Below are 21673 nucleotides of genomic sequence, written 5' to 3'. Positions count from 1 at the left end.
AGTATTAGGAAAATTGGAGCCGTCGGCACCGTTTGGTGCTGACGGCCCGAATTGTGTTCGGAAACCTATTGATCTGGAGGTGTCAGTCAAGCTGTGGCTGTCGCCGGCTGATCCGTGCTGGTTCGGTCTCGGATGAGGAAGATTGCGCCGACGCCGAAGAGGACCAACAAGACGGTGACGAGGGTGGCGATGGTGGTGGCTCCACTGGCGGTCTCCGTCACGGAAGTGTCGAGTCCGCCGGTCGAGAGGATCGTCGTGGGGTCGGTGAGGCCGTGCAACACGATTGCGGCCCAGATTGTGCCCGTCACTCGCATGGTCAGGTACATGCACATTCCGAATCCGAATGTGTAAACGACGGTGAAGAGGACGGTTGATGCTTCCATTCCGGAGAGGAGATTGGTCGTGTGCATGAGTGCAAAGAGCAGTGACGACACGACTGCGACAAATCGTTCGGTATGGCGGGCGTCACGCAGCATTTTCACTGCTACACCGCGGGTCATCAGTTCCTCTGCGAGGCCGACGCACGCACCGAGTGCGAGTAGCGAGAGGATCTCGCCAGCAGACCACGAGCTCCAGTCGGTTCCGCTCAGATGCGCGACGATGGCGGCGACGACGAGAATCGGGCCGATCCACATCCAGCGCTTTCCCCCAATAGGTTGAGGGCCGAAGACACTACGCAACCACCCCATTTTGGCCGTGAAAATCAGTAGCGCGATACCGCCGATCGCGATGGGCAATGCGAGGCCGAATATGACGCTGGAGGCGCTCCCGACTACGTTGTCCGTGTCGATCTGATCGCCGAAAACACGCGAGACCACCTGCCCGACAGCAAGATAGAAGGCGAGGTAGGCGAGGATCAGCAGGAGCAGTTTCCACACGGTGGGTCTACCCCAGAAATTGGACTTTTCGGGAATTTCGTTGTTCACGGTCAGATCGTAAAGGACTCGTAAGAAGTCGCGCGACCGCAGCGGAATTCACGCCCCGAAGGTCGAGACCTACGGGCATATGCGGCGGGGCAGAGACGAGTCCACCCGCCCCGCAGATGCGGAACGGGTGGACTTGGAGGCGCTATGTCTGACTTACGTCAGGCTGCGGATCACACGTCGTAGTAGAGCTCGAACTCGTACGGGTGCGGACGCAGGTTCACGGGAGCGATTTCCTGCTCACGCTTGATGGCGATCCAGGTCTCGATCAGGTCGGAGGTGAAGACGCCACCCTCGGTGAGGTACTCGTGATCGCGCTCGAGGTTGTTGATGACGGTCTCGAGGTTGGTCGGAGCCTGCGGGATGTTGCGAGCCTCCTCCGGCGGAAGCTCGTAGAGGTCCTTGTCGACCGGAGCCATCGGCTCGATCTTGTTCTTGATGCCGTCCAAGCCGGCCATCATCTGTGCAGCGAAGTTCAGGTACGGGTTACCGGAAGCATCGGGTGCGCGGAACTCGATGCGCTTGGCCTTCGGGTTGTTGCCCGTGATCGGGATACGGACAGCTGCCGAGCGGTTGCGCTGGCTGTACACGAGGTTGATGGGAGCTTCGTAGCCCGGCACCAAACGGTGGTACGAGTTGACGGTCGGGTTGGTGAAGGCCAACAGCGACGGGGCGTGGTGCAGAATGCCGCCGATGTAGTGACGCGCCATGTCCGAGAGGCCTGCGTAGCCGGACTCGTCATGGAAGAGGGGCTTACCGTCTTTCCACAGGGACTGGTGGACGTGCATGCCCGAACCGTTGTCACCGAAGAGCGGCTTCGGCATGAAGGTGGCGGACTTGCCATGCTGCCAGCAGGTGTTCTTGACGATGTACTTGAACAACTGCAGGTCGTCGGCTGCTGCGAGCAGGGTGTTGAACTTGTAGTTGATCTCCTGCTGACCGCCGGTGCCGACCTCATGGTGGCCGCGCTCGAGCTCGAAGCCCGCGTTAGTCAGGTTGGTGGAGATTTCGTCGCGCAGGTCCACGTAGTGGTCGTACGGAGCGACGGGGAAGTAGCCGCCCTTGGCGCGAACCTTGTAACCGAGGTTGGGGGAGCCGTCGGCGTTGGTCTCGGCGCCGGTGTTCCAGGAACCGGAGACAGAGTCCAGCTCGTAGAAAGCGGAGTTCATGCCGGAGTCGTAACGAACCGAGTCGAAGATGTAGAACTCGGCCTCGGCGCCGAAGAATGCGGTGTCCGCGATGCCGGTGCTGAGCAAGTACTCCTCGGCCTTGCGGGCAACGTTGCGCGGGTCGCGGCTGTAGGACTCACGGGTGAACGGATCGTGGACGAAGAAGTTGATGTTGAGTGTCTTCGCCTTGCGGAAAGGATCGAGCTGAGCCGTGGTGACGTCAGGAAGCAACATCATGTCGGACTCGTGGATCGACTGGAAGCCGCGGACGGATGAACCGTCGAACGCAAGGCCGTCCTCGAATACGTCCTGGTTGAAAGCAAACGCAGGGATGGAGAAGTGCTGCTGCACGCCCGGCAAATCGCTGAAGCGAATGTCGACGTACTCGATGTTCTCGTCCGCGATGTACTTGATGACCTCTTCGGCCGTGGTAAATGCCACGCTCGTGCTCCTTAAGTCGCTTCAACCAAGTGTATGAAAATGTGAATCCGTCGAGCCAGACGGTAGGGAGCTGGTGTTGCCCGCTCGTCAACCCTTTGTTTCGCCAGTGTTACGCGCCGTAATGTCCTGGGGTTTTCCGAAAGTGATGTGACCAGCTACACAGCAAAAACCCGGCAATCTGGACTACGTTGCTACGACGCCTATCCTGGACAGCATGGCACGTATCACCGGATCTTGGCTCTCTGGGCCCGAAGCAGCTTTGCCGAAGAACTCTGACGGTCGCGAGCAGGTCTACCGCGGCGAGTTGCTCGGCTTTCCGCAAGAGGGGCCGGGATCGCTGGTCGGCTCGGGGCGACGCTTGGCTGCACTCATGATCGATTGGCTGATGGCCGTCGGCGTTGCCACTCTGATTACCGGCGACTTCTTCGACGGCAAGACGTCGACCATCACGCTGATGGTGTGGTTCGCGGTAGGCGTCGTCACGGTCGGCCTCTTCAACTTCACGCCGGGCCAGTTCGTAGTTGGCCTTCAGGTGGCGCGAATCGAAGGGCCCATCCGAGTTGGGCTTGTGCGCGCCCTCGCCCGCCAGGCTCTGCTCGTGTTCGTGATTCCGGCGACCATCACGGACATCGACGGACGTGGAATGCAGGATCGTGCGACGGGTACTTTGCTGGTCCGCTCTCGCTGACCTCTACAACTACAGAGAAAGACCCGGGTCCGATGCGGACCCGGGTCTTTCTTACGTGCACGGTATGTCAGCGTCGACGGATCGTGCGCTGCATGCCCTTCATCTTTGCGCCGCCGGGCATCGGGCCCTTCGGCATCGCTGCACCGCCGCCACGCGCGCTCAAAGCTGCGAGGCGACCTTCGATGTTGTCCATGCGCTTGGTGTCGATGTTGCGCGGAAGCTTGGTCATGTAGCGCTGAAGCTGGGACAGCGGAACCTGACCTTCGTCGTTGCCGACGATGATGTCGTAGATCGGGGTGTCGCCGATGAGGCGTGCCGTCTTCTTCTTCTCCTGCGCGAGGAGGGCCTTGACGCGCTGGGGAGAACCCTCGGCAACCAGAATGACGCCTGGACGTCCGACGACGCGGTGAACAGCATCCAACTGGGTGGTTCCGGCGACAGCGTTGGTCACACGCCACGCGCCCTGCATGTTGTCGAGAGCCCACGCAGCAGCACCGGCCTGACCTTCGGCCTTCTTGTACACGGACTTCTGGACGCGTCGACCGAAGATGATGAAAGCGCCGAGAATTCCGAGCACGATGCCGATCGGCAGCAAGAACCACTGAAGACCCCAGATGAGGCCGACCAGGAAGAACACCAGACCAGCGCCCACGAGGGCACCGATCATCAGCGGCAGAAGGAGCTTGTCGTCCTTGCGCTGCATCTGGAATGCCTGCCAGAGCTGGGTCCTGCGTTCCTTGGAAGCCTGCTTGCGAGCAGCCTTCGCTGCAGCCTTTGCTTCTTTGGTGGGTTTGCCCTTGCCTGATTTACTGCTGCCGGATTTGCTGCCGTTCGCCATGTAACCAGGATACGTCCATCACTGTGCGCCTTTACTAACCGCCCGCGGTTAATAAAGGCGCACAGCAAAATGGAGATCAGCGATTCAGGCGTGCCATCAGTGAGCTGGCTTCCTGCGAAGCCTCGCCGCCCTCGGTGAGGTGACGCTGGGCTTCGGGCAATTCGCGTCCGTGATGAGCCATGGCCTGCGCGTACAGACGACCAGCCCGGTACGACGAACGAACCAACGGACCAGCCATGACGCCGGCAAAGCCCATTTCCTCGGCAGCCTTGGAGTGCTCGACAAATTCTTCCGGCTTGACCCACCGCTCGACGGGATGGTGCCGCGGCGAGGGGCGCAGGTACTGGGTGATGGTGAGGATGTCACAGCCCGCGGCGTGCAGGTCAGCCATCGCCTCGGTGACCTCTTCGGGTGTCTCACCCATGCCGAGGATCAGGTTGGACTTGGTGACCAGGCCGTATTCACGGGCGGCGGTGATGACGTCGAGGCTGCGCTGGTACCGGAATGCGGGACGGATGCGCTTGAAGATGCGGGGGACGGTCTCGAGATTGTGGGCGAGAACCTCGGGGCGGGAGGCGAAGACCTCGTCGAGAAGTTCAGGCTTGCCGTTGAAGTCCGGGACCAGGTTCTCGACGCCGGTGCCGGGGTTGAGTTCGTGGATCTTGCGAACTGTCTCCGCGTAGAGCCAGGCGCCGCCGTCGGGGAGGTCGTCGCGCGCGACACCGGTGATGGTGGAGTACCGAAGTCCCATTGCCTGAACGCTTTCCGCGACGCGACGGGGTTCGTCACGGTCGAGGGGGTCGGGCTTGCCGGTGTCGATCTGGCAGAAGTCGCAGCGGCGGGTGCACTGTTCGCCACCGATCAAGAAGGTGGCTTCGCGGTCTTCCCAGCATTCGTAGATGTTGGGGCAGCCCGCCTCCTCACAGACGGTGTGCAAACCTTCACGCTTGACCAGGCTCTTGAGCTCCGAATATTCGGGGCCCATCTTTGCTCGGGTCTTGATCCAGTTCGGTTTGCGTTCGATGGGCGTTTCCGCGTTTCGGATCTCGAGGCGGAGCAGCTTACGTCCTTCTGGGGCGATAGTCACGAGGGTGATCCTACGCCGAGTGATTGCTGCAACAGGGTTCGGGGAAGGCCCTCAGCTGTACTGAACGGTAGTAAATGTCGGCGTAACCGGGGCAGTTTCGAACGTGACGCGCTCGATGTCCCGCTGGCTGACGGGCAGGCTTCCGTCCAATGCGGCGATAACGGCTTCGGTGACGGCCGGAGTGACCTCGTCGACGGTGACGTCTCGCCCGAGTTCCTGGGACAGCGTCGTCACCCCGGCGTCGCGGATACCGCACGGAATGATGTTGTCGAAGCCGGTCAGGACCGAATTGCAGTTCAAGGCGAAACCGTGCAGAGCGACGCCCTGTTGGACACGGACACCGATTGCGGAGACCTTGCGTTCCGGCTTCCACTGCCCACCCGACAACTCTGCCGGCAGCCAGACACCCGAGCGGCCGTCGATTCGTCCACACGTCAGTCCCAGGTCGGTACAGACCACGATCAATGCTTCCTCGAGGCGGCGGACGTAGCGCACGACGTCGATGGGTTCGGCGAGTTTCACGATCGGGTAGCCGACCAGCTGGCCGGGGCCGTGCCACGTGATTTTTCCGCCGCGGTCGACGTCGATGACCGGGGTGCCGTCGACGGGGCGGTCTTCGGGTTCGGTGCGCCGACCGGCCGTGTACACCGGGGGGTGTTCGAGCAGCAGCAGAGTGTCCTGGCCGATGTTGCCGGCACGTGCTGTGGCCAGCTCACGTTGGCGGTCCCACGCGACGGTGTAGTCGATCAATCCGAGACGTTCGACGGTGATCGGGAGTTGCGACAATCGGGCGGAGACGGCAGCGCTGCTCATGGCACTAGAGATTACGCCCGAACGTTATCTCAATGGATCGCGGCCGCTAGTGCTTCGCCGATTGTGTTGTGGTGGAAGGTGAATCCTGCATTTTCGAGCGCCGACGGTATTGCCCGCTGGCCGCCGAGAATGCCATTTTTCGCGAATTCGCCGATCAATGCCTCGAGCGCGAATCCTGGCACGATCCACGGCGCGGGACGGTGCATGATCCGTGACATCGCGCCGTTGAACTGCGCATTCGTCACCGGTGCCGGCCCGGTCAGATTGACCGGACCCGAGAGGGTCGGATGAGCGAGGGCGAACTTGATTGCATCGCATTCGTCTTCGAGGGAGATCCACGGCATGTACTGACGACCGTTGCCCAGTCTGCCGCCGAGGCCCAGTGAGTAGATTCGGCGCAGGCGGCTGAGCATCCCGCCGTGCGGCGACATCACGACGCCCGAGCGTAGATTGACGACCCGCGTTCCGCTCTTGCGGGCAGGTTCCGTGGCGAGTTCCCAATCGCGGCACGTCGTTGCCAGAAAATCGGTACCTGCGGGCGATTCCTCGTCGACAATGCGGTCGCCGGTGTCGCCGTAGTAGCCGACTGCGCTCGCATTGGCGAGCACCGGTACGTGCGCACCCGCGACGGCCTCAGCCAGGAAGTCCGTCGTGCTGATGCGACTGTCGCGGATTTCCTGCTTGTACGAACCGGACCACCGCTTGTCGCCGATCCCGACTCCACACAGATTGACGACGGCATCAGCGCCACGTAGGACGGACGTATCCAGGCGGTCTCGATTCGGATCCCAGCGGGATTCGTCGGGGCCTGTTGTCGGCCGACGCACCAGACGCACCACGTCGTGGTTGTCGGAGCGCAAAGATGACACCAATGCCGTCCCGATCAGACCGGACGAACCGGCGATGACTACTCGCATTCCGCGGTGCCTCCTTCGATGAGGTTGTCTCACGGACAACAACTTCGGACAACAACTTCGGACAACAACTTCGGACAACAACTCGAGAAAACAACAGGGGCGCCGCCTCCGGGTGGAGATGGCGCCCCTGCTGGGAAACTGTGTGGTTACAGGCCCAGATCGGCTTCGAACGAAGCCTCTTCCAGTCGCTGCTTCACAGTGGTGAGGAAGCGACCGGCGTCCGCGCCGTCCACCAAACGGTGATCGTAGGTGAGCGGCAAGTAGATCATGGACCGCACGCCGATCGACTCGTTGCCGTTTTCGTCGGTGACGACCATCGGACGCTTGACGATCGCTCCGGTTCCGAGCATAGCCGCCTGCGGCGGTACGAGGATCGGAGTGTCGAAGAGTGCGCCCTGGCTGCCGATGTTGGTGATCGTGAACGTTCCACCCGACAACTCGTCAGGCTTCAGGCCACCGGAACGTGCGCGCTTGGCGATATCCGCGATTGCGCGTGCGATACCGGCAAGGCCGAGGTCACCCGCATTGTGGATGACCGGGGACAGCAATCCCTGATCGGTGTCGACTGCGATGCCCAGGTGCTCGGCGTCGTAGTACGTGATCTGCTTCGCGGCCTCGTCGTAGCTGGCGTTGATGTTGGGATGCGACTTCAGCGCCTCGACAACTGCCTTGGCAAAGAACGGGAGGAACGTCAGGTTGACGCCTTCACGCTCGATGAAGCCGGCCTTCGCGCGGGCACGCAGTGCGACGATCTTGGTGACATCCACCTCGAAGGTCTGCGTGAGTTGCGCTGTGGTCTGCAGCGATTCACGAGTCTTGGTGGCCGTGATCTGACGGATCCGGTTGGCCTTCTGCGTGGTTCCGCGCAGGTGAGCCAGTTCGGGGCGGACGCCGGCAGATGTGGCGGCCGCGGGTGCAGATGCTGCTGCGACAGGAGCTGCTGCGGCAACCGGAGCCTTCTTGGCCTCCGCTGCAGCGAGAACATCCTGCTTGCGGATGCGTCCACCGACGCCGGTACCGGTGACAGTCGCGAGATCGACGTCGTTGTCCTTGGCCAGCTTGCGGACAAGCGGAGTGACGTACGGGCTGTTGTCACCGGTAGCTACGGGAGCTGCCGGGGCGGCGGCGGGAGCTGCCGGGGCGGCGGCGGGAGCAGCAGGCTTGGGAGCCGGTGCTGCGGGTGCTGCCGGTGCGGGCTTCGGGGCTGCTGCGGGAGCCGGAGCTGCTGCTGCGGGAGCCGGTGCTGCTGCTGCGGGAGCCGGTGCTGCCGGAGCGGGTGCCGGAGCTGCTGCTGCGGGAGCGCCGGATCCGATGACAGCCAACTGGCCACCGATCTCGACGGTGTCGTCTTCGGCAGCGCTGATCTCGAGAAGGAAACCGGCGACGGGCGACGGGATCTCGGTGTCGACCTTGTCGGTGGAGACCTCGAGCAGCGGTTCGTCGACAGCAACTTCGTCGCCGACGGCCTTGAGCCACCGTGTGACCGTTCCTTCGGTGACGGATTCGCCGAGGGCGGGCATCGTCACGGAGGTGCCTTCGGCAGAACCGCTGGGTGCTGCGGGTGCTGCCGGTGCGGGAGCTGCTGCCACGGGTGCTGGCGTTTCCGCCGGTGCTGCTGCGGCCGGAGCTTCTTCTGCGGCGGGAGCCGGAGCTGCGGGAGCATCGCCGGCTTCACCGATTACGGCGAGTTCGCCACCGATATCCACGGTGTCGTCTTCCTGCGCGACGATCTTGGTCAGGACGCCGGCGACTGGAGACGGAATCTCGGTGTCGACCTTGTCCGTGGAGACTTCGAGCAAGGGTTCGTCAACTTCGACTGTGTCTCCTTCCTGCTTGAGCCACCGTGTGACAGTTCCCTCGGTGACGCTCTCACCTAGGGCTGGCATCTGGACGGAGAAGGCCATGTCTTTTGACTCCTCGACAGTTGTGTTCGGGTTGTTTAATTTGTCGACTTGTGGTCGTAATGCATTGTGCTCGAGTTGCGCGCAACATGCGGCTACTTGTCGCTATTTTGCCGATGTCGACGCGCAGGCGCGGCGTCATCGTCGTTCATCTTTCCATTGATACGCCGGGCGCGTCCGCTGAGGGGGATGCCGTCCGTTTTCGGTGTGTCGCTACCGACGAGTAGGTATGCGTGTAACGGCTGAATGTAACGCCCGAATGGGACCAAACGGTATGTCGTTTGTCGGAATGGTTGTTCTGTCCTGGCAAACTTGACATATGGCCGGGGTCACTCCGCGGTCTCGGTACCGAGGAGGGTCCGCGCGTGGGATTGTTCGATCGATTCAAACGGCAGCCGAGTGCGGGGCAACTTGCTGCACGGGGTGACGCAGAACATCTGGCCAACTGGGCGCACTCGCACGAAGGCGTCGAAGCTTTCGTGGAACCGGAAACTGCCGTGACCGAGGTGACTGTTGTTCTCGTCGACAAGTACGGCGAATGGACACGTCGACGCGTGGGCGGTGAACGTGGTGCCCGCAAACTGGGTGAGGATTTGAAGATCCCCGTCTACGACGTCCGCAAGACTAGATATCCGCAGCGTATGCGCGATTACGACGAGCGCATGCGTATTCAGCGCAAGCGCGCTCGCGAGCAGGAATTGCGGGACGGAAGCTGATGTGTTGTGCGCCTTTATTAACCGCGGGCGGTTAATAAAGGCGCACAACACAAGGGATTAGCCGTTGACCGAAATGTCCTCGAGCACCGAGATCATGGTGCGGACCGGAACTCCGGTGCCGCCCTTGCCGGTGTAACCCCAGGGGCCTGAGGTGTTGTACGCCGGGCCGGCGACGTCGATGTGAGCCCACTGCACGCCCTCAGGGACAAATTCTTTGAGGTAGTGCGCTGCCGCGAGCATGCCGCCCCAACGGTGCGGGGTGACGTTGGCCATGTCGGCGACCTTGGAATCGAGATCGGCGCGCAGTTCCTCGGGCAGCGGCATCGCCCATCCGTTCTCGCCGACGCTCTGCGAAATGGTGGCGACGCGATCACGGAACTCGTCCGTGCCCATGACGCCTGGTGTGCGGTTGCCCAGGGCAACCATCTGTGCACCGGTCAGGGTTGCGGTGTCGATCATGTAATCGGGGTTGTCTTCGCCGGCGCGGACCATGGCGTCGGCGAGGACCAAGCGGCCCTCGGCGTCGGTGTTGATGACCTCGATGGTGATTCCGCCGTACTGGGTGAGAACGTCGCCCGGGCGCTGCGCGGTCGAGGACGGCATGTTCTCGGCCATCGGAATGTAGGCAACGACGTTGACGGGAAGGCCGAGCTTGGCGGCGAGCACGACGGTCGCGATGACGGCTGCAGCGCCGCCCATGTCGGAAGTCATGTTCTCCATGCCGGCCGCCGGCTTGATGGAAATTCCGCCGGTGTCGAAGGTGATGCCCTTACCGACCAGGGCGACCTTGCGTGCCCCGCGCTTCTTCGACGCGTATTCCATCCGGACCAGGCGCGGCTGACGCGACGAGCCCTTGCCGACGCCGAGGATTCCGCCGTAGCCGCCCTTGGCGAGTGCCTTCTCGTCGAGAATCTGGACCGTCAGGCCGGCGTCGATGCCGAGTGCCTTGGCGCGGTCCGCGAACTCGGCGGGGTACAGGTGGCTGGGGGGAGTGTTGACGAATTCCCGGGCGGTGGCGACGGCTTCGGCGATGGCAGCCGAACGTGCCAGCGTTGCTTTGGTTTCCTTGGCACGCGGAGCCGGAACAAGAAGTTCGACGCGGGCGAGGGGCTGAGCGTCGGGTCCGGGTGCTGTCTTCGAGGATTTGAATTCGGTGAAGGTGTACGCGCCGAGGGCAAACCCTTCGACTGCAGCGCCGAGATCGAGAACCGACAGCGTTGTGGCTGCGGTGTCGATGCCGGACAGTGAACGCGCTGCGGCGCCGGCCGACTTGCGGATCTGCTCACTACTGAGCTTGTCTGCGGAACCCAGGCCGACGGCGAGGACGCTGACGACGGGCAGGTCGCTCGGTGCGGGGATGCGCGTGAGTTGCTCGGACTTGCCGGTGGCACCGACAGCGATGAGGCTGTCGAGCACCTCGGCGAGAACGTCCTCGTCGACGATGCCTTCGCTGAGTGCGAGTTCGGGACCGTCGGGACCCGATGTGAGACCGACCACCAATACGTCGGCACGCTTGCCGAGTTTTGCGGCGAGAACTAGGTCGGGTCCCAGGGATCGGGCTGTGCGAGTGCTCAAGATATCTCCTGCAGGGGTGAGTGTTCGATGCGTCCGGTACGGGCGGACGCCTTAGTTGATGTTAGGCCCAGCGGGGTTTGTCGGCCGGTTCTGTGCCTCGGTTGCGAGCATGTTTCGGGCCTCGAAGTCCGATAGATTGTGGACTATGACCGACGAACTCCTGTTGCAGGGCCCGATCCACGCCGTCCATGTCGAACTGGGTGCGACATTCGCATCGTTCGGCGGTTGGCAGATGCCGGTGTCGTACGCCGGCGTCGTTGCCGAACACACTTCTGTCCGTGAGAATGTCGGACTCTTCGACGTCAGTCACCTCGGCAAGGCCGTCGTGCGTGGGGTTGGTGCAGCGGAGTTCGTAAACTCGGCGCTGACCAACGATTTGGGCAAGATCGGTCCGGGTAAGGCTCAATACACGTTGTGCTGCAACGAGTCCGGTGGTGTCATCGATGACCTGATCGTCTACTACGTCAGCGATGAGGAAATCTTCCTCGTGCCGAATGCGGCAAACACAGCCGACGTCGTTGCTGCTTTGGTTGCCGTTGCGCCGGAGGGGATCACTGTCGAGGATCAGCACCGTGAATACGGCGTAATGGCGGTACAGGGACCCAAGTCCGCCGACGTCCTCACCGCGCTCGGCTTGCCCACCGAGATCGAGTACATGGCATTCGAGGATGCGGAGTGGAACGGCGTTCCCGTTCGTGTGTGCCGCAGTGGTTACACCGGCGAGGTCGGATACGAACTTCTGCCGCGTTGGGCTGACAGTGAGCCGCTCTTCCGCGCGCTGCTCGAGGTAGTTCAAGCGCAGGGCGGTCAGGCTGCCGGTCTGGGTGCTCGCGACACGCTGCGCACCGAGATGGGTTACCCGCTCCACGGACACGAGCTGTCGCTCGAAATCTCGCCGCTCGAAGCGCGGACTGGTTGGGCTATCGGCTGGAAGAAGCCCACCTTCTGGGGCAAGGAATCGTTGACCGACGAGAAGGCTGCCGGTCCGGCTCGCAAATTGTGGGGACTCAAGGCAGTTGATCGTGGTGTGCTCCGCGCGGGGCTGAGCGTTCTGCGTGACGGCGAGGCTGTCGGCGAGACCACGTCGGGCACGTTCTCGCCGACGTTGAAGGTCGGAATTGCGTTGGCGCTCCTCGATTCCGGCGTCGGCATCGCTGCGGGTGACGAGATCGCAGTCGACGTCCGCGGGCGCGCTTTGCGTTGCGTTGTCGTGTCGCCTCCATTCGTCGAGACCAGCACTAAGTAACTGCACTGGGTGCGTTCGATAGGATTGCGGCCATGACAGGTGCCGCCGATTTCGTTCGTGTCCAGAGCTCGTCCCCGAAGTCCGACGCCGAGCGCCGCGACATTTTGGCGGCGCCCGGCTTCGGGCGGCACTTCACCGATCACATGGTCTCGATCGACTATGTGGCCGGAAAGGGATGGCACAACGCTCAGGTGTTGCCATACGGAAACATCACCCTTGATCCCGCCGCGATGGTTTTGCACTACGGCCAGGCCATTTTCGAAGGACTCAAGGCGTACCGCCAGCCGAGCGGCGAGATCAGCTCGTTCCGCGTCGAAGCCAACGCCGAGCGCTTCGCGGCTTCGGCTCGTCGACTGGCGATGCCGGAGTTGCCAACACAGATGTTCGTGGACTCCATCACCGAGTTGATCGACGTCGACCTCGACTGGGTTCCGGCTGCCGGCGGAGAAGACGCTCTGTACTTGCGTCCGTTCATGTTTTCCACCGAGGCGGGACTGGGAGTTCGTCCCGCCGACGAGTACCGCTACCTTCTGATCGCTTCGCCCGCCGGGGCGTATTTCCCGCGTGGCGTCAAGCCGGTCAGCGTGTGGCTGTCCACCGAGTACGTGCGCGCCGCACCGGGTGGCACGGGCGCGGCGAAGTTCGCCGGCAACTACGCCGCCTCACTCCTCGCTCAGGCTCAGGCCGCCGACGAAGGTTGCGACCAGGTGGTGTGGCTCGACGCCATCGAGCGCACCTACGTCGAGGAGATGGGTGGCATGAACCTGTTCTTCGTCTTCGGTTCCGGCCCCGACGCCCGCCTTGTCACGCCTTCGCTGTCAGGTTCGTTGTTGCCCGGCATCACCCGCAACTCGCTGCTGACACTTGCTGCCGATTCCGGCTTTGCCGTCGAAGAGCGCAAGATCAGCACCGACGAGTGGCGCACCAAGTGCAAGAGCGGTGAGATTACCGAGGTGTTCGCTTGTGGCACTGCGGCAGTCATCACGCCGGTCGGCCGGGTCAAGTCTGCCGAAGGTGAATTCACTATCGCCGACGGCGAACCCGGTGAGGTCACCATGGCGCTGCGCGACACCCTCACAGGTATCCAGCGTGGAACCTTCGCAGATACCCATGGATGGATGACGAAGCTTCACTGAAACTCTTCGACCGGAGAAGGCCTCGCCGTCTGGCGGGGCCTTCTTTGCTCAGATGCCGAGTGTCAGGCCGACGGCAGTGATCGTCACGCTCAGTTCCAGGGCAAAGCCGAGTACGTCGCCGTTGAGCCCACCGAATCTGCGGACGCAATGACGCACGCAGACAATGCTGATCAGCAGTGTCAGCGTCGTGACTATCGGCCCGAGCCACCAGCGATCCGCTGCGAAAGCCGACGCCGCAATCAGCGGGGCCGACCAGACGATGCCAACCCACAGCGGCTGTGAATCGGCAACCAGCGCACCGAATCCGGTGGAACTCGATGCGGGAATCCCTCGGCGACAAGCAAAGACGACGGCCACACGTCCCGCCGCAACGGCAACGGCTACCGCCGCCCAATGGGCGGGGGAGTGTGCGGCGGCAAAGGTTCCGAACGAAAGTGCTTGTAGGCCGAGCGCAATGAACAACGCGGCAACTCCGAAGGGTCCGGCGCCACCGCTGTGCATGACCTCGCGTGCGCGGTCAGGCGGACCGTAGCAACCGAGTCCGTCGACGGTGTCGCAGAGGCCGTCGACGTGCATGCCGCGGGTTCCCAGCGCCAGTGCACCCACTGCCAGTAAACCGGCCAGGTAGGGGTTGAGGCCGATACTCGTGGTGCCCCACAGAACGGCGACGGCAAGTGCGCCGAGTGCGATGCCGGTGAGCGGTGCCGCTGCGATAGCGCGTCGGCCGGCAGTGCGGTCGATATCCGACGGACCACGTACCGGAAGTACTGTCAGCCACGAAAATGCCAGCGGCACACCGGAAAGCGCGCCGGCCACGGTCAGTCTTCCGTGTCTGTCTCGGCAGGCTTGCTACCTTCGGTGCTGACGCCGGCTTCGCTGAACGTTGCCATCTTCGCGAGAATTGCCACTGCGCCCTGGAGGATCGGAAGCGCAGTGACTGCGCCCGAGCCTTCGCCGAGGCGCATGTCGAATTCGACGATCGGCGTCATCCCCATACGGGTCAGAGCGATCGTATGCGCGGGTTCGGTGGAACGATGCCCGGCAACCCACCATTCGCGGGCGCCGAACGCCAACTCGTCGGCCACCATCGCGGCCGCGGTGACAACAACGCCGTCGAGGATGACCGGAGTGCGACGAGAAGCGGCCTGAGCCAGGAAGCCCGCCATCGCAGCGAGGTCCGCGCCGGATGCGGTGCGAAGCAGCGCGACGGTGTCGCGGACATGGGGGCGCGCGCGCCGCAGTGCGTCACGGATCGCCGCCGTCTTCCGGATCCATGCGGCGTCGTCAATGCCCGTGCCTCGTCCGACGACTGCGACGGGTTCGCTGTCGGTCAATGCTGCGATCAGGACGGTGGCCGGCGTTGTGTTGCCGATGCCCATGTCGCCGGCGATGAGAAGGTCAGCGCCGCCGTCGATTTCCTCATCTGCGATTGCGCGGCCGGCAGCGATGGCCTGCAGAGTTTCCTCGTGCGTCAGGGCGTCTTCGCGGTCGATCGAACCGGAAGAGCGGCGCACCTTGTGGTTGGAGACGGCCGGGTCGGTATCAACTTCCACGGCGATGTCGACGACGCGAACAGTGGCTCCCGCGATCTCGGCAAGGACGTTGACCGCTGCGCCGCCGCCGAGGAAGTTGGCGACCATCTGGGCGGTCACCTCCGGGGGATAGGCGGATACACCGTTGCGGGCAATTCCGTGATCACCGGCAAAAACAACCACGCGGGGGCGCGCGAAAGCATGTGGGGGACAGACGCCCTGGCATGCAGCCGCCCAACCGGCCAACGTCTCCAAGCGTCCGAGGGAACCGGCCGGCTTGGTGAGGTCGAGCTGGCGAGCGTCGGCCTGAGCGCGTACGTCACGGTCGGGGGGAGTCACCGGCTCGAACACGGCCGCGTCGGCCTCGGTGTTACCGGCCGCGTCGGCCTCGGTGTTGCCGGCCGCGTCGGCCTCGGTGTTTTCAGAGGGGTTGGCTTCGGTGCTCACTTCGTGCCTTCCGTTTGTGCAGCAGTATCTTTCAAGACAAGCGGTAGGCCGGCGACAACCAGTACGACGCGATCGCAAATTGCTGCGAGGCGCGCATTGAGTGTGCCGATCTCGTCGCGGAACAGCCGTCCGGAGCGGGTTTCCGGAATGACGGCCAGGCCGACTTCCGGGCTGACCAGGACCAGGGATCCGCAGTAGTTCTGGACGCTGTCGATCAGTGCATCCACGGCTGGGGTGATGGTGCCTCGCGGCGATTCCCAGGCGTTGTGTCGATCGAACTCGCCGGTGAGCCAGGTACCAAGATCGTCAACGAGCGTAGCTGCCGAATTCTCGCGTTCGAGTTGAATCGCGAGGTCGCCGGACGCATCGGTTTCGACGGTCGACCACTGTGACGGCCGACGGACTCGGTGCTGATCGATACGGCTTTCCCAGTCGATGTCGGTGCTGTCGCGCCGAGCTGTGGCGACGTAGCGAACCGGCGCTCCGGGAGAAAACAAAGCCTCGGCGTGCGCGGATTTTCCTGACCGCGCGCCGCCGAGGACGAGTGTTCTGTGAGGGTTCGACACGCTCAGATTGCGTCGCCGGGTCCCACACGGGGCTTCGGGGCGCGAAGCTTACGAATCTGAGTTGCGCGGACAAACGCGTACCAACCGAGCTTGAATCCGCCGTCGGTGCTGTCGGGGAATCGCTCGGCGACTCGATTGTTGATCATGCGTCCGAGCCAGACACCTTCACCGACCATGAACAGCATCATGACGAACATCGCGAGTGTGACGATGGTGCTGAGCCCGGGGAGGGCGAATGTGACCATGATCAGTATCAACGCCATCGGCATGAAGAGTCCGAGCAGGTTGCGGCGGGCATCGATGAAATCGCGGACGTAGGCGCGAACGGGTCCCTTGTCGCGGGGGAGAAGGTACTTGTCCTCACCGGCGAGCATGCGGGCGCGGCGATCGGCTGAGGACGCACGACGCTCGGCAGCTTCGATTTTGCGATCTGCCTTGGATCCGCGCGTAGCTTTTCGGCGTGCGCGTGCTTCCTTGGCCGTCAGAGGCGCGGGCGCGACAGGTCCACGCTTCTTGGCTTCGGCGTCGCGACGCTTAGGTGTGGGGCGACCCTTGCCCACCTGCTCGGGTGTCTCTTCGGAGGCGGAGGATGCCTCAGTGACCTCGACGTCACGTTTGTCGGAGTTGTCTGAGTCACCGCGGCGTAGCAATTTCACACCTCCAGGCTATTGGATAAGTGCCTGCTCTGGGAAACCGACCTCGGTATTTCCGCAGATCGTGAAACATCGATGACATTCTGGGCTCCTAGACTTCCGCATATGCGGGTAATCGTTGCTCCTGACTCCTTCGGTGACACCCTGACTGCAGTTCAGGCCACACTGGCCATTGTCGACGGTTGGCGACGTGCGCGACCGGAGGACGAGGTAATCGCGACCCCACAGTCGGATGGTGGACCCGGGTTTGTGGACGTGCTCTCTGCAACCGGTGGGGAAGTCCGAAACGTACGAGTCTCCGGCCCGCTCATACGCAGCGTCGACGCACGGTGGCTCCTCGAAACTGAGGCCGCGTACATCGAATCCGCGCAGGCGTGTGGACTGAGTCTGCTCGACGGACCGCCGACGCGGGAGAGTTCACTTCTCGCACACAGTCAGGGAGTCGGTGAACTCATTGCTGCAGCACTCGAAGCGGGCGCAACCACCATCGTCGTCGGCCTCGGGGGGAGTTGTTGCACCGATGGTGGTCGTGGCCTCGTCGACGCCTTGGGTGGATTGGCCAGTGCGTGGGACGCACTTCGCGACGTCGAACTGGTAGCTGCCACCGACGTGGAGCACGTACTGCTCGGACCCCACGGTGCTGCGGCCATTTTCGGGCCACAGAAAGGCGCTGACAGTAGTGCCGTCGAGATACTCGAACAACGGAACGCTCAATGGTCGTCCGAGCTCGAGGAAGCCATCGGGATGAAAGTCTCGACTTTGCCGGGCGCGGGCGCAGCGGGTGGAATCGGCGCTGCTCTCTTTGCCCTGGGCGCAGTGCGACGATCGGGTGCCGACGTAGTCGCGGAACGTACGGGCCAAGCGGAACTCCTGAAGTCCGCGGACCTCGTCGTCACCGGTGAAGGCAAGTTCGACCACCAGTCGTTGCACGGAAAGCTGGTCACCTCCGTGGCAGCTGCGGGTGCGTCGTACGGCGTCCCGACGCTCGTGCTCGCCGGCCAGGTCGAAGTGGCTGTCACTGATTACACGTCGTTCGGGATAGTTCACGCCGCATCCGTCGCAGCGTTCGCCGGATCGATCGAGGAAGCCATGACACATGCCAGGGAGAACCTGTGTGGACTTGCTGAACGGACTGCGCAGGACTGGAACATCGGGCGCACCACGTGAGCAAGTCGACGTGTCGTTGCCGACCGAGGAGGAACAGCTAGGATGAAGGCGAATCGCACACGGTAAGAACTGGCGGGAATAAGTCGGCAGCGGCGTACCGTTGAAGCGTTCACGGGTTGGTACGAATATTAGGGAGAGCCCATGACTGTGCAGAACGAGACCGCCACCCATGGCGTCAAGATGACCGAGACCGCATCCGCCAAGGCGAAGGCACTCTTCGATCAGGAAGGTCGCGACGACCTCGCGCTGCGTATCGCAGTGCAGCCGGGCGGCTGTGCCGGACTGAAGTACCAGCTGTTCTTCGACGACCGCACTCTTGACGGTGACCTCACCGTCAACTTCGACGGCGTCAACCTGGTTGTCGACCGGATGAGCGCACCTTACGTCGAAGGTGCATCCATCGACTTCCTCGACACCATCGAGCAGCAGGGCTTCTCGATCGACAACCCCAACGCAACGGGCTCCTGTGCCTGCGGCGACTCGTTCAACTGAGTTAAGTCGATCACAACTTAAGACGTACACAACTGACGCGGAACCGGTAATCGGTTCCGCGTCAGTCGTCTGTGCCGATACGCGTACCGAGCGCGGTACCGTGAATCCTTTCCCACCCACATTTCGCTGAAAGGCCTCGATCCGTGACTATTGCGGTAACCGGTTCCATCGCCACCGACCATTTGATGCGCTTCCCCGGGCGCTTCGCCGATCAGCTTCTCGCCGATCAGCTCGCGAACATCTCGCTCAGCTTCCTGGTCGACGACCTCGTGATCCGTCGCGGTGGCGTCGGCGGAAATATTGCTTACGCAATGGGCGTTCTCGGCGGATCTCCGCTGCTCGTCGGTGCAGTGGGAGCGGACTTCGCGGAATACCGTACGTGGCTCGAGGACAACGGCGTTGACTGCAGTGCCGTCCTGATTTCCGACAAGGCCCACACCGCTCGGTTCGTCTGCACGACCGATGAGGACATGGCGCAGATCGCGTCGTTCTACCCCGGGGCGATGAGCGAAGCACGTGACATCGAACTCGCCGCGGTGGCGAAGGCCGCCGGTTCGGTCGAATTGGTTCTGATCGGTGCCAACGACCCCGAAGCCATGGTCCGTCACACCGACGAGTGCCGCGAACTCGGAATTCCCTTTGCCGCGGATCCGTCGCAGCAACTTGCGCGCCTGTCCGGCGAAGAGGCCAAGGCGCTCATCCACGGTGCCAAGTACCTGTTCACCAACGAGTACGAGTGGGGCCTGCTCCAGCAGAAGACAGGCCTGAGTGAGGAAGAGATCCGCGCGCAGGTCGGAATCCGCGTTACCACTCTCGGCTCCAAGGGCGTCGAAATCGTTGACGCCGAAGGCAATCAGGTGCACGTCGACGTGGTTCCCGAGAACGGCAAAGTTGATCCGACGGGCGTCGGCGACGCCTTCCGCGCGGGATTCCTTCTCGCGCACCGGACGGGGTTGAGTCTCGAGCGCTCGGCACAGTTGGGTTCGTTTGTTGCAGTCCTGGTTATCGAGACCGTCGGCACGCAGGAGTGGACGTTCAACCGGGACGAGGCACTCAAGCGTCTCACCGAGGCCTACGGCAGCACGGCCGCAGACGAGATCGCGAAAATCCTGCCCTGATCAGCACTCATCGGTACGAACAAGCCCGGCTCACACAGGTGAGCCGGGCTTGTTCGTTACGCGAGGTCTCTAGATGTTGACCGGATACACCGGTTCCTGGATCTGCGGAACAATGCGCTTCTCCACGAAGATTCCGTGCCAGACCATGAAGGTCAGCACAGTCCACAATCGGCGACTGTGATCGGAGACGCCGGCGCGGTGGTCATTGAGCATCTTTGCGACCGCGGCCTTGTCGAAGATGTGGTCGGTGCCCGATTCTTCGATTTGCAGGTGCGCCCAGTCGAAGAGTTCCGTTCCACGCAGCCAGTGGCGAAGCGGCACCGGGAACCCGAGCTTGGCCCGATGCAGAACATGATGCGGGACAATGCCTTCGAGCGCCTGACGTAGCGCGTACTTCGTGGTGTCCTTGGTGATCTTCTGGTCCAGCGGTACCCGCGACGCGACGTCGAAGACCTCGGAATCGAGGAACGGGACACGCAACTCGAGAGAGTTTGCCATGGTCATCTTGTCGGCCTTGACGAGGATGTCTCCGCGCAGCCACGTGAACAGGTCCAGGTGCTGCATACGCGCTACCGGATCCCAATCGCGAGACTGAGCGTAGATCGGCGCTGTCACGTCCTGATGCGTCCACTCGGGGCGGAAATCGCGCAGAACGGCACGCAGTTGAGCGTCGTTGAAGCTGCGGGCGTTGCCGTAGTACCGCTCTTCCAACGTCAACGATCCACGGTTGAGCAAGCTCTTGCCGCGAGTTCCGTCGGGGATGCGCTCGGACAGCTTCCCGGCCGCTCGACGTAATCCTTGCGGAAGGTACTCGAAAGGCTTGAGGGACAACGGTTCACGATAGATCGTGTAGCCGCCGAACAGTTCATCCGCGCCTTCGCCGGACAGGACGACCTTGACGTGCTTGCGGGCTTCCTTCGCGATGAACCACAGCGGGATCAATGCCGGATCCGCGACCGGATCGTCGAGGTACCAGACGATCTCGGGGATGGCGGCGGCAAACTCGGCGGGGGAGACCACCTTGACCACATGCCGGGCGCCGATAGCCTCGGCCGACTCGGCTGCGACGTCGATCTCGGAGTAACCGTCGCGCTCGAAACCCGTCGTGAAAGTGATCAGGTTGGGATTGTGGCGGATTGCGAGCGCGGCGATAGCCGTCGAGTCGATGCCACCGGAGAGGAATGATCCGACGGTGACGTCGGCGCGCATGTGCTTGGCGACGGAGTCTTCGAGGGCGTCGGCAATTTCCTTGTACCGAGCCTTCTCCGTACCCGGAGCGAACGGCTTGGCCGGGAACTTGGGTGTGAAGTACCGCGTGATCTGGAGCTTCTCGCCGGGACGGACCCGCGCGAAACAGCCGGATTCGAGACGACGGATCTCCTTGTGAAGCGTCTCCGGTTCCGGAACGTACTGCAGGACCGTGTAGTGCTCGATCGCACGCGGATCCAATTCGGTGTCGATTCCGATCAAGTCCGTCAACTCGAGGAGGCTCTTCTTCTCGCTACCGAACGCAGTGCCGCCGGGTCCGGTCGCGATGAACAACGGCTTGATGCCGAACTGATCTCGCGCGATGAACAGTTCACGCGTCTCGGTGTCCCAGATTGCGAATGCGAACATGCCGCGCAGTCGTTGGACTGCGGCTTCGCCCCAATAGTGGAACGCCGCGACGATGGACTCGGAGTCGCCCTCGGTGAAGAACTTGGCGTCGTGTTCCTTGGCGAGCTCGGCCCGGATCTCCAGGTAATTGTAGATCTCGCCGTTGAACGTCAGCGCATAGCGCTCAGGATTTTCCGGCGGCCCCCACCGCAACGGCTGATGCGAGTGTTCGATGTCGATGATCGACAGGCGATTGAAACCGAAGACGAGGTGGTCGTCATGCCATGTCCCATGTTCGTCGGGTCCACGGTGACGCAGGCAGTGCATCGCCTGGTCGACCTGAGCGACGGCGTCGTCGCTGGTTCCGCCAGATGTCAGTAGCCCGAGCAGTCCACACACAGTGTCCGGTTCCTCGATTCAGAATTTTTTATTGCAGAAGGCTCCCGGACAACACGCGTCCGGGAGAGGTCAACGAACTCTTCCCGAAAGTATGCCGCAGATCCGAGGCTGTGCCGATCGTGACCGATCGAATTGCAGTGATGTAGGTCGCTTGCGACGGCTGACCAGTTCCTGAGCTGCGCCTGAGAGATTTGTGTGACGTCCGACGCGACACGGCTGAGGACCCGGGGATGGATACCGCCCACCTTTGGTC

20 protein-coding genes are annotated in these 21673 nt (G+C 62.7%); 7 read left to right on the top strand and 13 right to left on the bottom strand.

Annotated elements, in window-relative coordinates:
- Positions 1-86: 86 nt before the first annotated feature.
- Both MTX36_RS10385 and glnA read right to left on the bottom strand, forming a co-directional pair.
- Complete coding sequence (locus tag MTX36_RS10385; protein WP_243619663.1) at positions 87-926, bottom strand: CPBP family intramembrane glutamic endopeptidase; 840 nt, start codon at positions 924-926, stop codon at positions 87-89.
- A 170-nt stretch (positions 927-1096) separates the two neighbouring features.
- Positions 1097-2533 (bottom strand): type I glutamate--ammonia ligase, encoded by a 1437-nt coding sequence (gene glnA, locus MTX36_RS10380; RefSeq protein WP_243619662.1) that lies wholly within the window; start codon positions 2531-2533, stop codon positions 1097-1099.
- A 214-nt stretch (positions 2534-2747) separates the two neighbouring features.
- Between glnA and MTX36_RS10375 the strand changes: the two genes are divergently transcribed.
- On the top strand, positions 2748-3221 hold the full coding sequence (locus tag MTX36_RS10375; RefSeq protein WP_243619661.1) for an RDD family protein: 474 nt from the start codon (positions 2748-2750) through the stop codon (positions 3219-3221).
- A 67-nt stretch (positions 3222-3288) separates the two neighbouring features.
- Here MTX36_RS10375 and MTX36_RS10370 read toward each other — a convergent pair whose 3' ends face one another.
- From MTX36_RS10370 to sucB, 5 genes are all read right to left on the bottom strand, one after another.
- Positions 3289-4059, bottom strand: a complete 771-nt coding sequence (locus MTX36_RS10370) for a DUF4191 domain-containing protein (RefSeq protein WP_094273741.1) — start codon at positions 4057-4059, stop codon at positions 3289-3291.
- A 76-nt stretch (positions 4060-4135) separates the two neighbouring features.
- A complete protein-coding gene (lipA, locus tag MTX36_RS10365) occupies positions 4136-5146 on the bottom strand; it encodes a lipoyl synthase (RefSeq protein ID WP_243619660.1) in 1011 nt (336 codons plus the stop codon).
- Positions 5147-5197: 51 nt separating this feature from the next.
- A complete protein-coding gene (lipB, locus tag MTX36_RS10360; protein WP_243619659.1) occupies positions 5198-5959 on the bottom strand; it encodes a lipoyl(octanoyl) transferase LipB in 762 nt (253 codons plus the stop codon).
- 29 nt (positions 5960-5988) lie between these two features.
- Entirely contained in the window at positions 5989-6876 is an 888-nt protein-coding gene (locus tag MTX36_RS10355) for a TIGR01777 family oxidoreductase (RefSeq protein ID WP_243619658.1), read from the bottom strand.
- Between the two features lie 146 nt (positions 6877-7022).
- Positions 7023-8780, bottom strand: coding sequence for a 2-oxoglutarate dehydrogenase, E2 component, dihydrolipoamide succinyltransferase (gene sucB, locus MTX36_RS10350; RefSeq protein WP_243619657.1), 1758 nt, complete (start codon positions 8778-8780; stop codon positions 7023-7025).
- 362 nt (positions 8781-9142) lie between these two features.
- Here sucB and MTX36_RS10345 point away from each other — a divergent pair, with 362 nt between their 5' ends.
- A complete protein-coding gene (locus tag MTX36_RS10345) occupies positions 9143-9493 on the top strand; it encodes an oxidoreductase (protein ID WP_243619656.1) in 351 nt (116 codons plus the stop codon).
- Positions 9494-9550: 57 nt separating this feature from the next.
- On the opposite strand, the gene MTX36_RS10340 is transcribed toward MTX36_RS10345, so the two are convergent.
- Entirely contained in the window at positions 9551-11068 is a 1518-nt protein-coding gene (locus MTX36_RS10340) for a leucyl aminopeptidase (RefSeq protein WP_243619655.1), read from the bottom strand.
- A gap of 145 nt (positions 11069-11213) precedes the next feature.
- Here MTX36_RS10340 and gcvT point away from each other — a divergent pair, with 145 nt between their 5' ends.
- Positions 11214-12314 carry a glycine cleavage system aminomethyltransferase GcvT gene (gene gcvT, locus MTX36_RS10335; RefSeq protein ID WP_243619654.1) on the top strand — a complete coding sequence of 367 codons (1101 nt, stop codon included), beginning with the start codon at positions 11214-11216 and terminating at the stop codon, positions 12312-12314.
- Between the two features lie 32 nt (positions 12315-12346).
- Positions 12347-13450, top strand: a complete 1104-nt coding sequence (locus MTX36_RS10330) for a branched-chain amino acid aminotransferase (protein ID WP_243619653.1) — start codon at positions 12347-12349, stop codon at positions 13448-13450.
- Between the two features lie 48 nt (positions 13451-13498).
- On the opposite strand, the gene MTX36_RS10325 is transcribed toward MTX36_RS10330, so the two are convergent.
- From MTX36_RS10325 to MTX36_RS10310, 4 genes are all read right to left on the bottom strand, one after another.
- Positions 13499-14266 (bottom strand): adenosylcobinamide-GDP ribazoletransferase, encoded by a 768-nt coding sequence (locus MTX36_RS10325; RefSeq protein WP_243619652.1) that lies wholly within the window; start codon positions 14264-14266, stop codon positions 13499-13501.
- Between the two features lie 2 nt (positions 14267-14268).
- Positions 14269-15333: a nicotinate-nucleotide--dimethylbenzimidazole phosphoribosyltransferase gene (gene cobT / locus MTX36_RS10320; protein WP_243619694.1), complete on the bottom strand. Its 1065-nt coding sequence runs from the start codon at positions 15331-15333 to the stop codon at positions 14269-14271.
- Between the two features lie 92 nt (positions 15334-15425).
- Positions 15426-15995, bottom strand: a complete 570-nt coding sequence (gene cobU, locus MTX36_RS10315) for a bifunctional adenosylcobinamide kinase/adenosylcobinamide-phosphate guanylyltransferase (protein WP_243619651.1) — start codon at positions 15993-15995, stop codon at positions 15426-15428.
- Between the two features lie 2 nt (positions 15996-15997).
- Positions 15998-16651 carry a DUF3043 domain-containing protein gene (locus MTX36_RS10310; protein WP_243619650.1) on the bottom strand — a complete coding sequence of 218 codons (654 nt, stop codon included), beginning with the start codon at positions 16649-16651 and terminating at the stop codon, positions 15998-16000.
- Between the two features lie 102 nt (positions 16652-16753).
- Here MTX36_RS10310 and MTX36_RS10305 point away from each other — a divergent pair, with 102 nt between their 5' ends.
- The 3 genes from MTX36_RS10305 (at position 16754) to MTX36_RS10295 (ending at position 19425) form a co-directional block, all read left to right on the top strand.
- Positions 16754-17815 (top strand): glycerate kinase, encoded by a 1062-nt coding sequence (locus MTX36_RS10305; RefSeq protein ID WP_243619649.1) that lies wholly within the window; start codon positions 16754-16756, stop codon positions 17813-17815.
- A 141-nt stretch (positions 17816-17956) separates the two neighbouring features.
- Positions 17957-18307: an iron-sulfur cluster assembly accessory protein gene (locus MTX36_RS10300; protein WP_094273728.1), complete on the top strand. Its 351-nt coding sequence runs from the start codon at positions 17957-17959 to the stop codon at positions 18305-18307.
- 143 nt (positions 18308-18450) lie between these two features.
- Positions 18451-19425 (top strand): carbohydrate kinase family protein, encoded by a 975-nt coding sequence (locus MTX36_RS10295; RefSeq protein WP_243619648.1) that lies wholly within the window; start codon positions 18451-18453, stop codon positions 19423-19425.
- A 69-nt stretch (positions 19426-19494) separates the two neighbouring features.
- Here MTX36_RS10295 and asnB read toward each other — a convergent pair whose 3' ends face one another.
- Positions 19495-21420 carry an asparagine synthase (glutamine-hydrolyzing) gene (gene asnB, locus MTX36_RS10290; RefSeq protein ID WP_243619647.1) on the bottom strand — a complete coding sequence of 642 codons (1926 nt, stop codon included), beginning with the start codon at positions 21418-21420 and terminating at the stop codon, positions 19495-19497.
- Positions 21421-21673 lie beyond the last annotated feature (253 nt).

The sequence above is a fragment of the Rhodococcus sp. ARC_M6 genome (assembly GCF_022810305.1).
Taxonomy (GTDB): Bacteria; Actinomycetota; Actinomycetes; order Mycobacteriales; family Mycobacteriaceae; genus Rhodococcus_F.
This window is presented reverse-complemented; position numbering and strand designations above follow the sequence as displayed.

Coding starts and splice junctions, on each gene's coding strand:
- MTX36_RS10300 (WP_094273728.1), top strand. CDS start 17,957: ATGACTGTGCAGAACGAGACCGCCACCCATGGCGTCAAGATGACCGAG.
- MTX36_RS10355 (WP_243619658.1), bottom strand. CDS start 6,876: ATGCGAGTAGTCATCGCCGGTTCGTCCGGTCTGATCGGGACGGCATTG.
- gcvT (WP_243619654.1), top strand. CDS start 11,214: ATGACCGACGAACTCCTGTTGCAGGGCCCGATCCACGCCGTCCATGTC.
- lipB (WP_243619659.1), bottom strand. CDS start 5,959: ATGAGCAGCGCTGCCGTCTCCGCCCGATTGTCGCAACTCCCGATCACC.
- sucB (WP_243619657.1), bottom strand. CDS start 8,780: ATGGCCTTCTCCGTCCAGATGCCAGCCCTAGGTGAGAGCGTCACCGAG.
- MTX36_RS10305 (WP_243619649.1), top strand. CDS start 16,754: ATGCGGGTAATCGTTGCTCCTGACTCCTTCGGTGACACCCTGACTGCA.
- MTX36_RS10370 (WP_094273741.1), bottom strand. CDS start 4,059: ATGGCGAACGGCAGCAAATCCGGCAGCAGTAAATCAGGCAAGGGCAAA.
- MTX36_RS10330 (WP_243619653.1), top strand. CDS start 12,347: ATGACAGGTGCCGCCGATTTCGTTCGTGTCCAGAGCTCGTCCCCGAAG.
- MTX36_RS10375 (WP_243619661.1), top strand. CDS start 2,748: ATGGCACGTATCACCGGATCTTGGCTCTCTGGGCCCGAAGCAGCTTTG.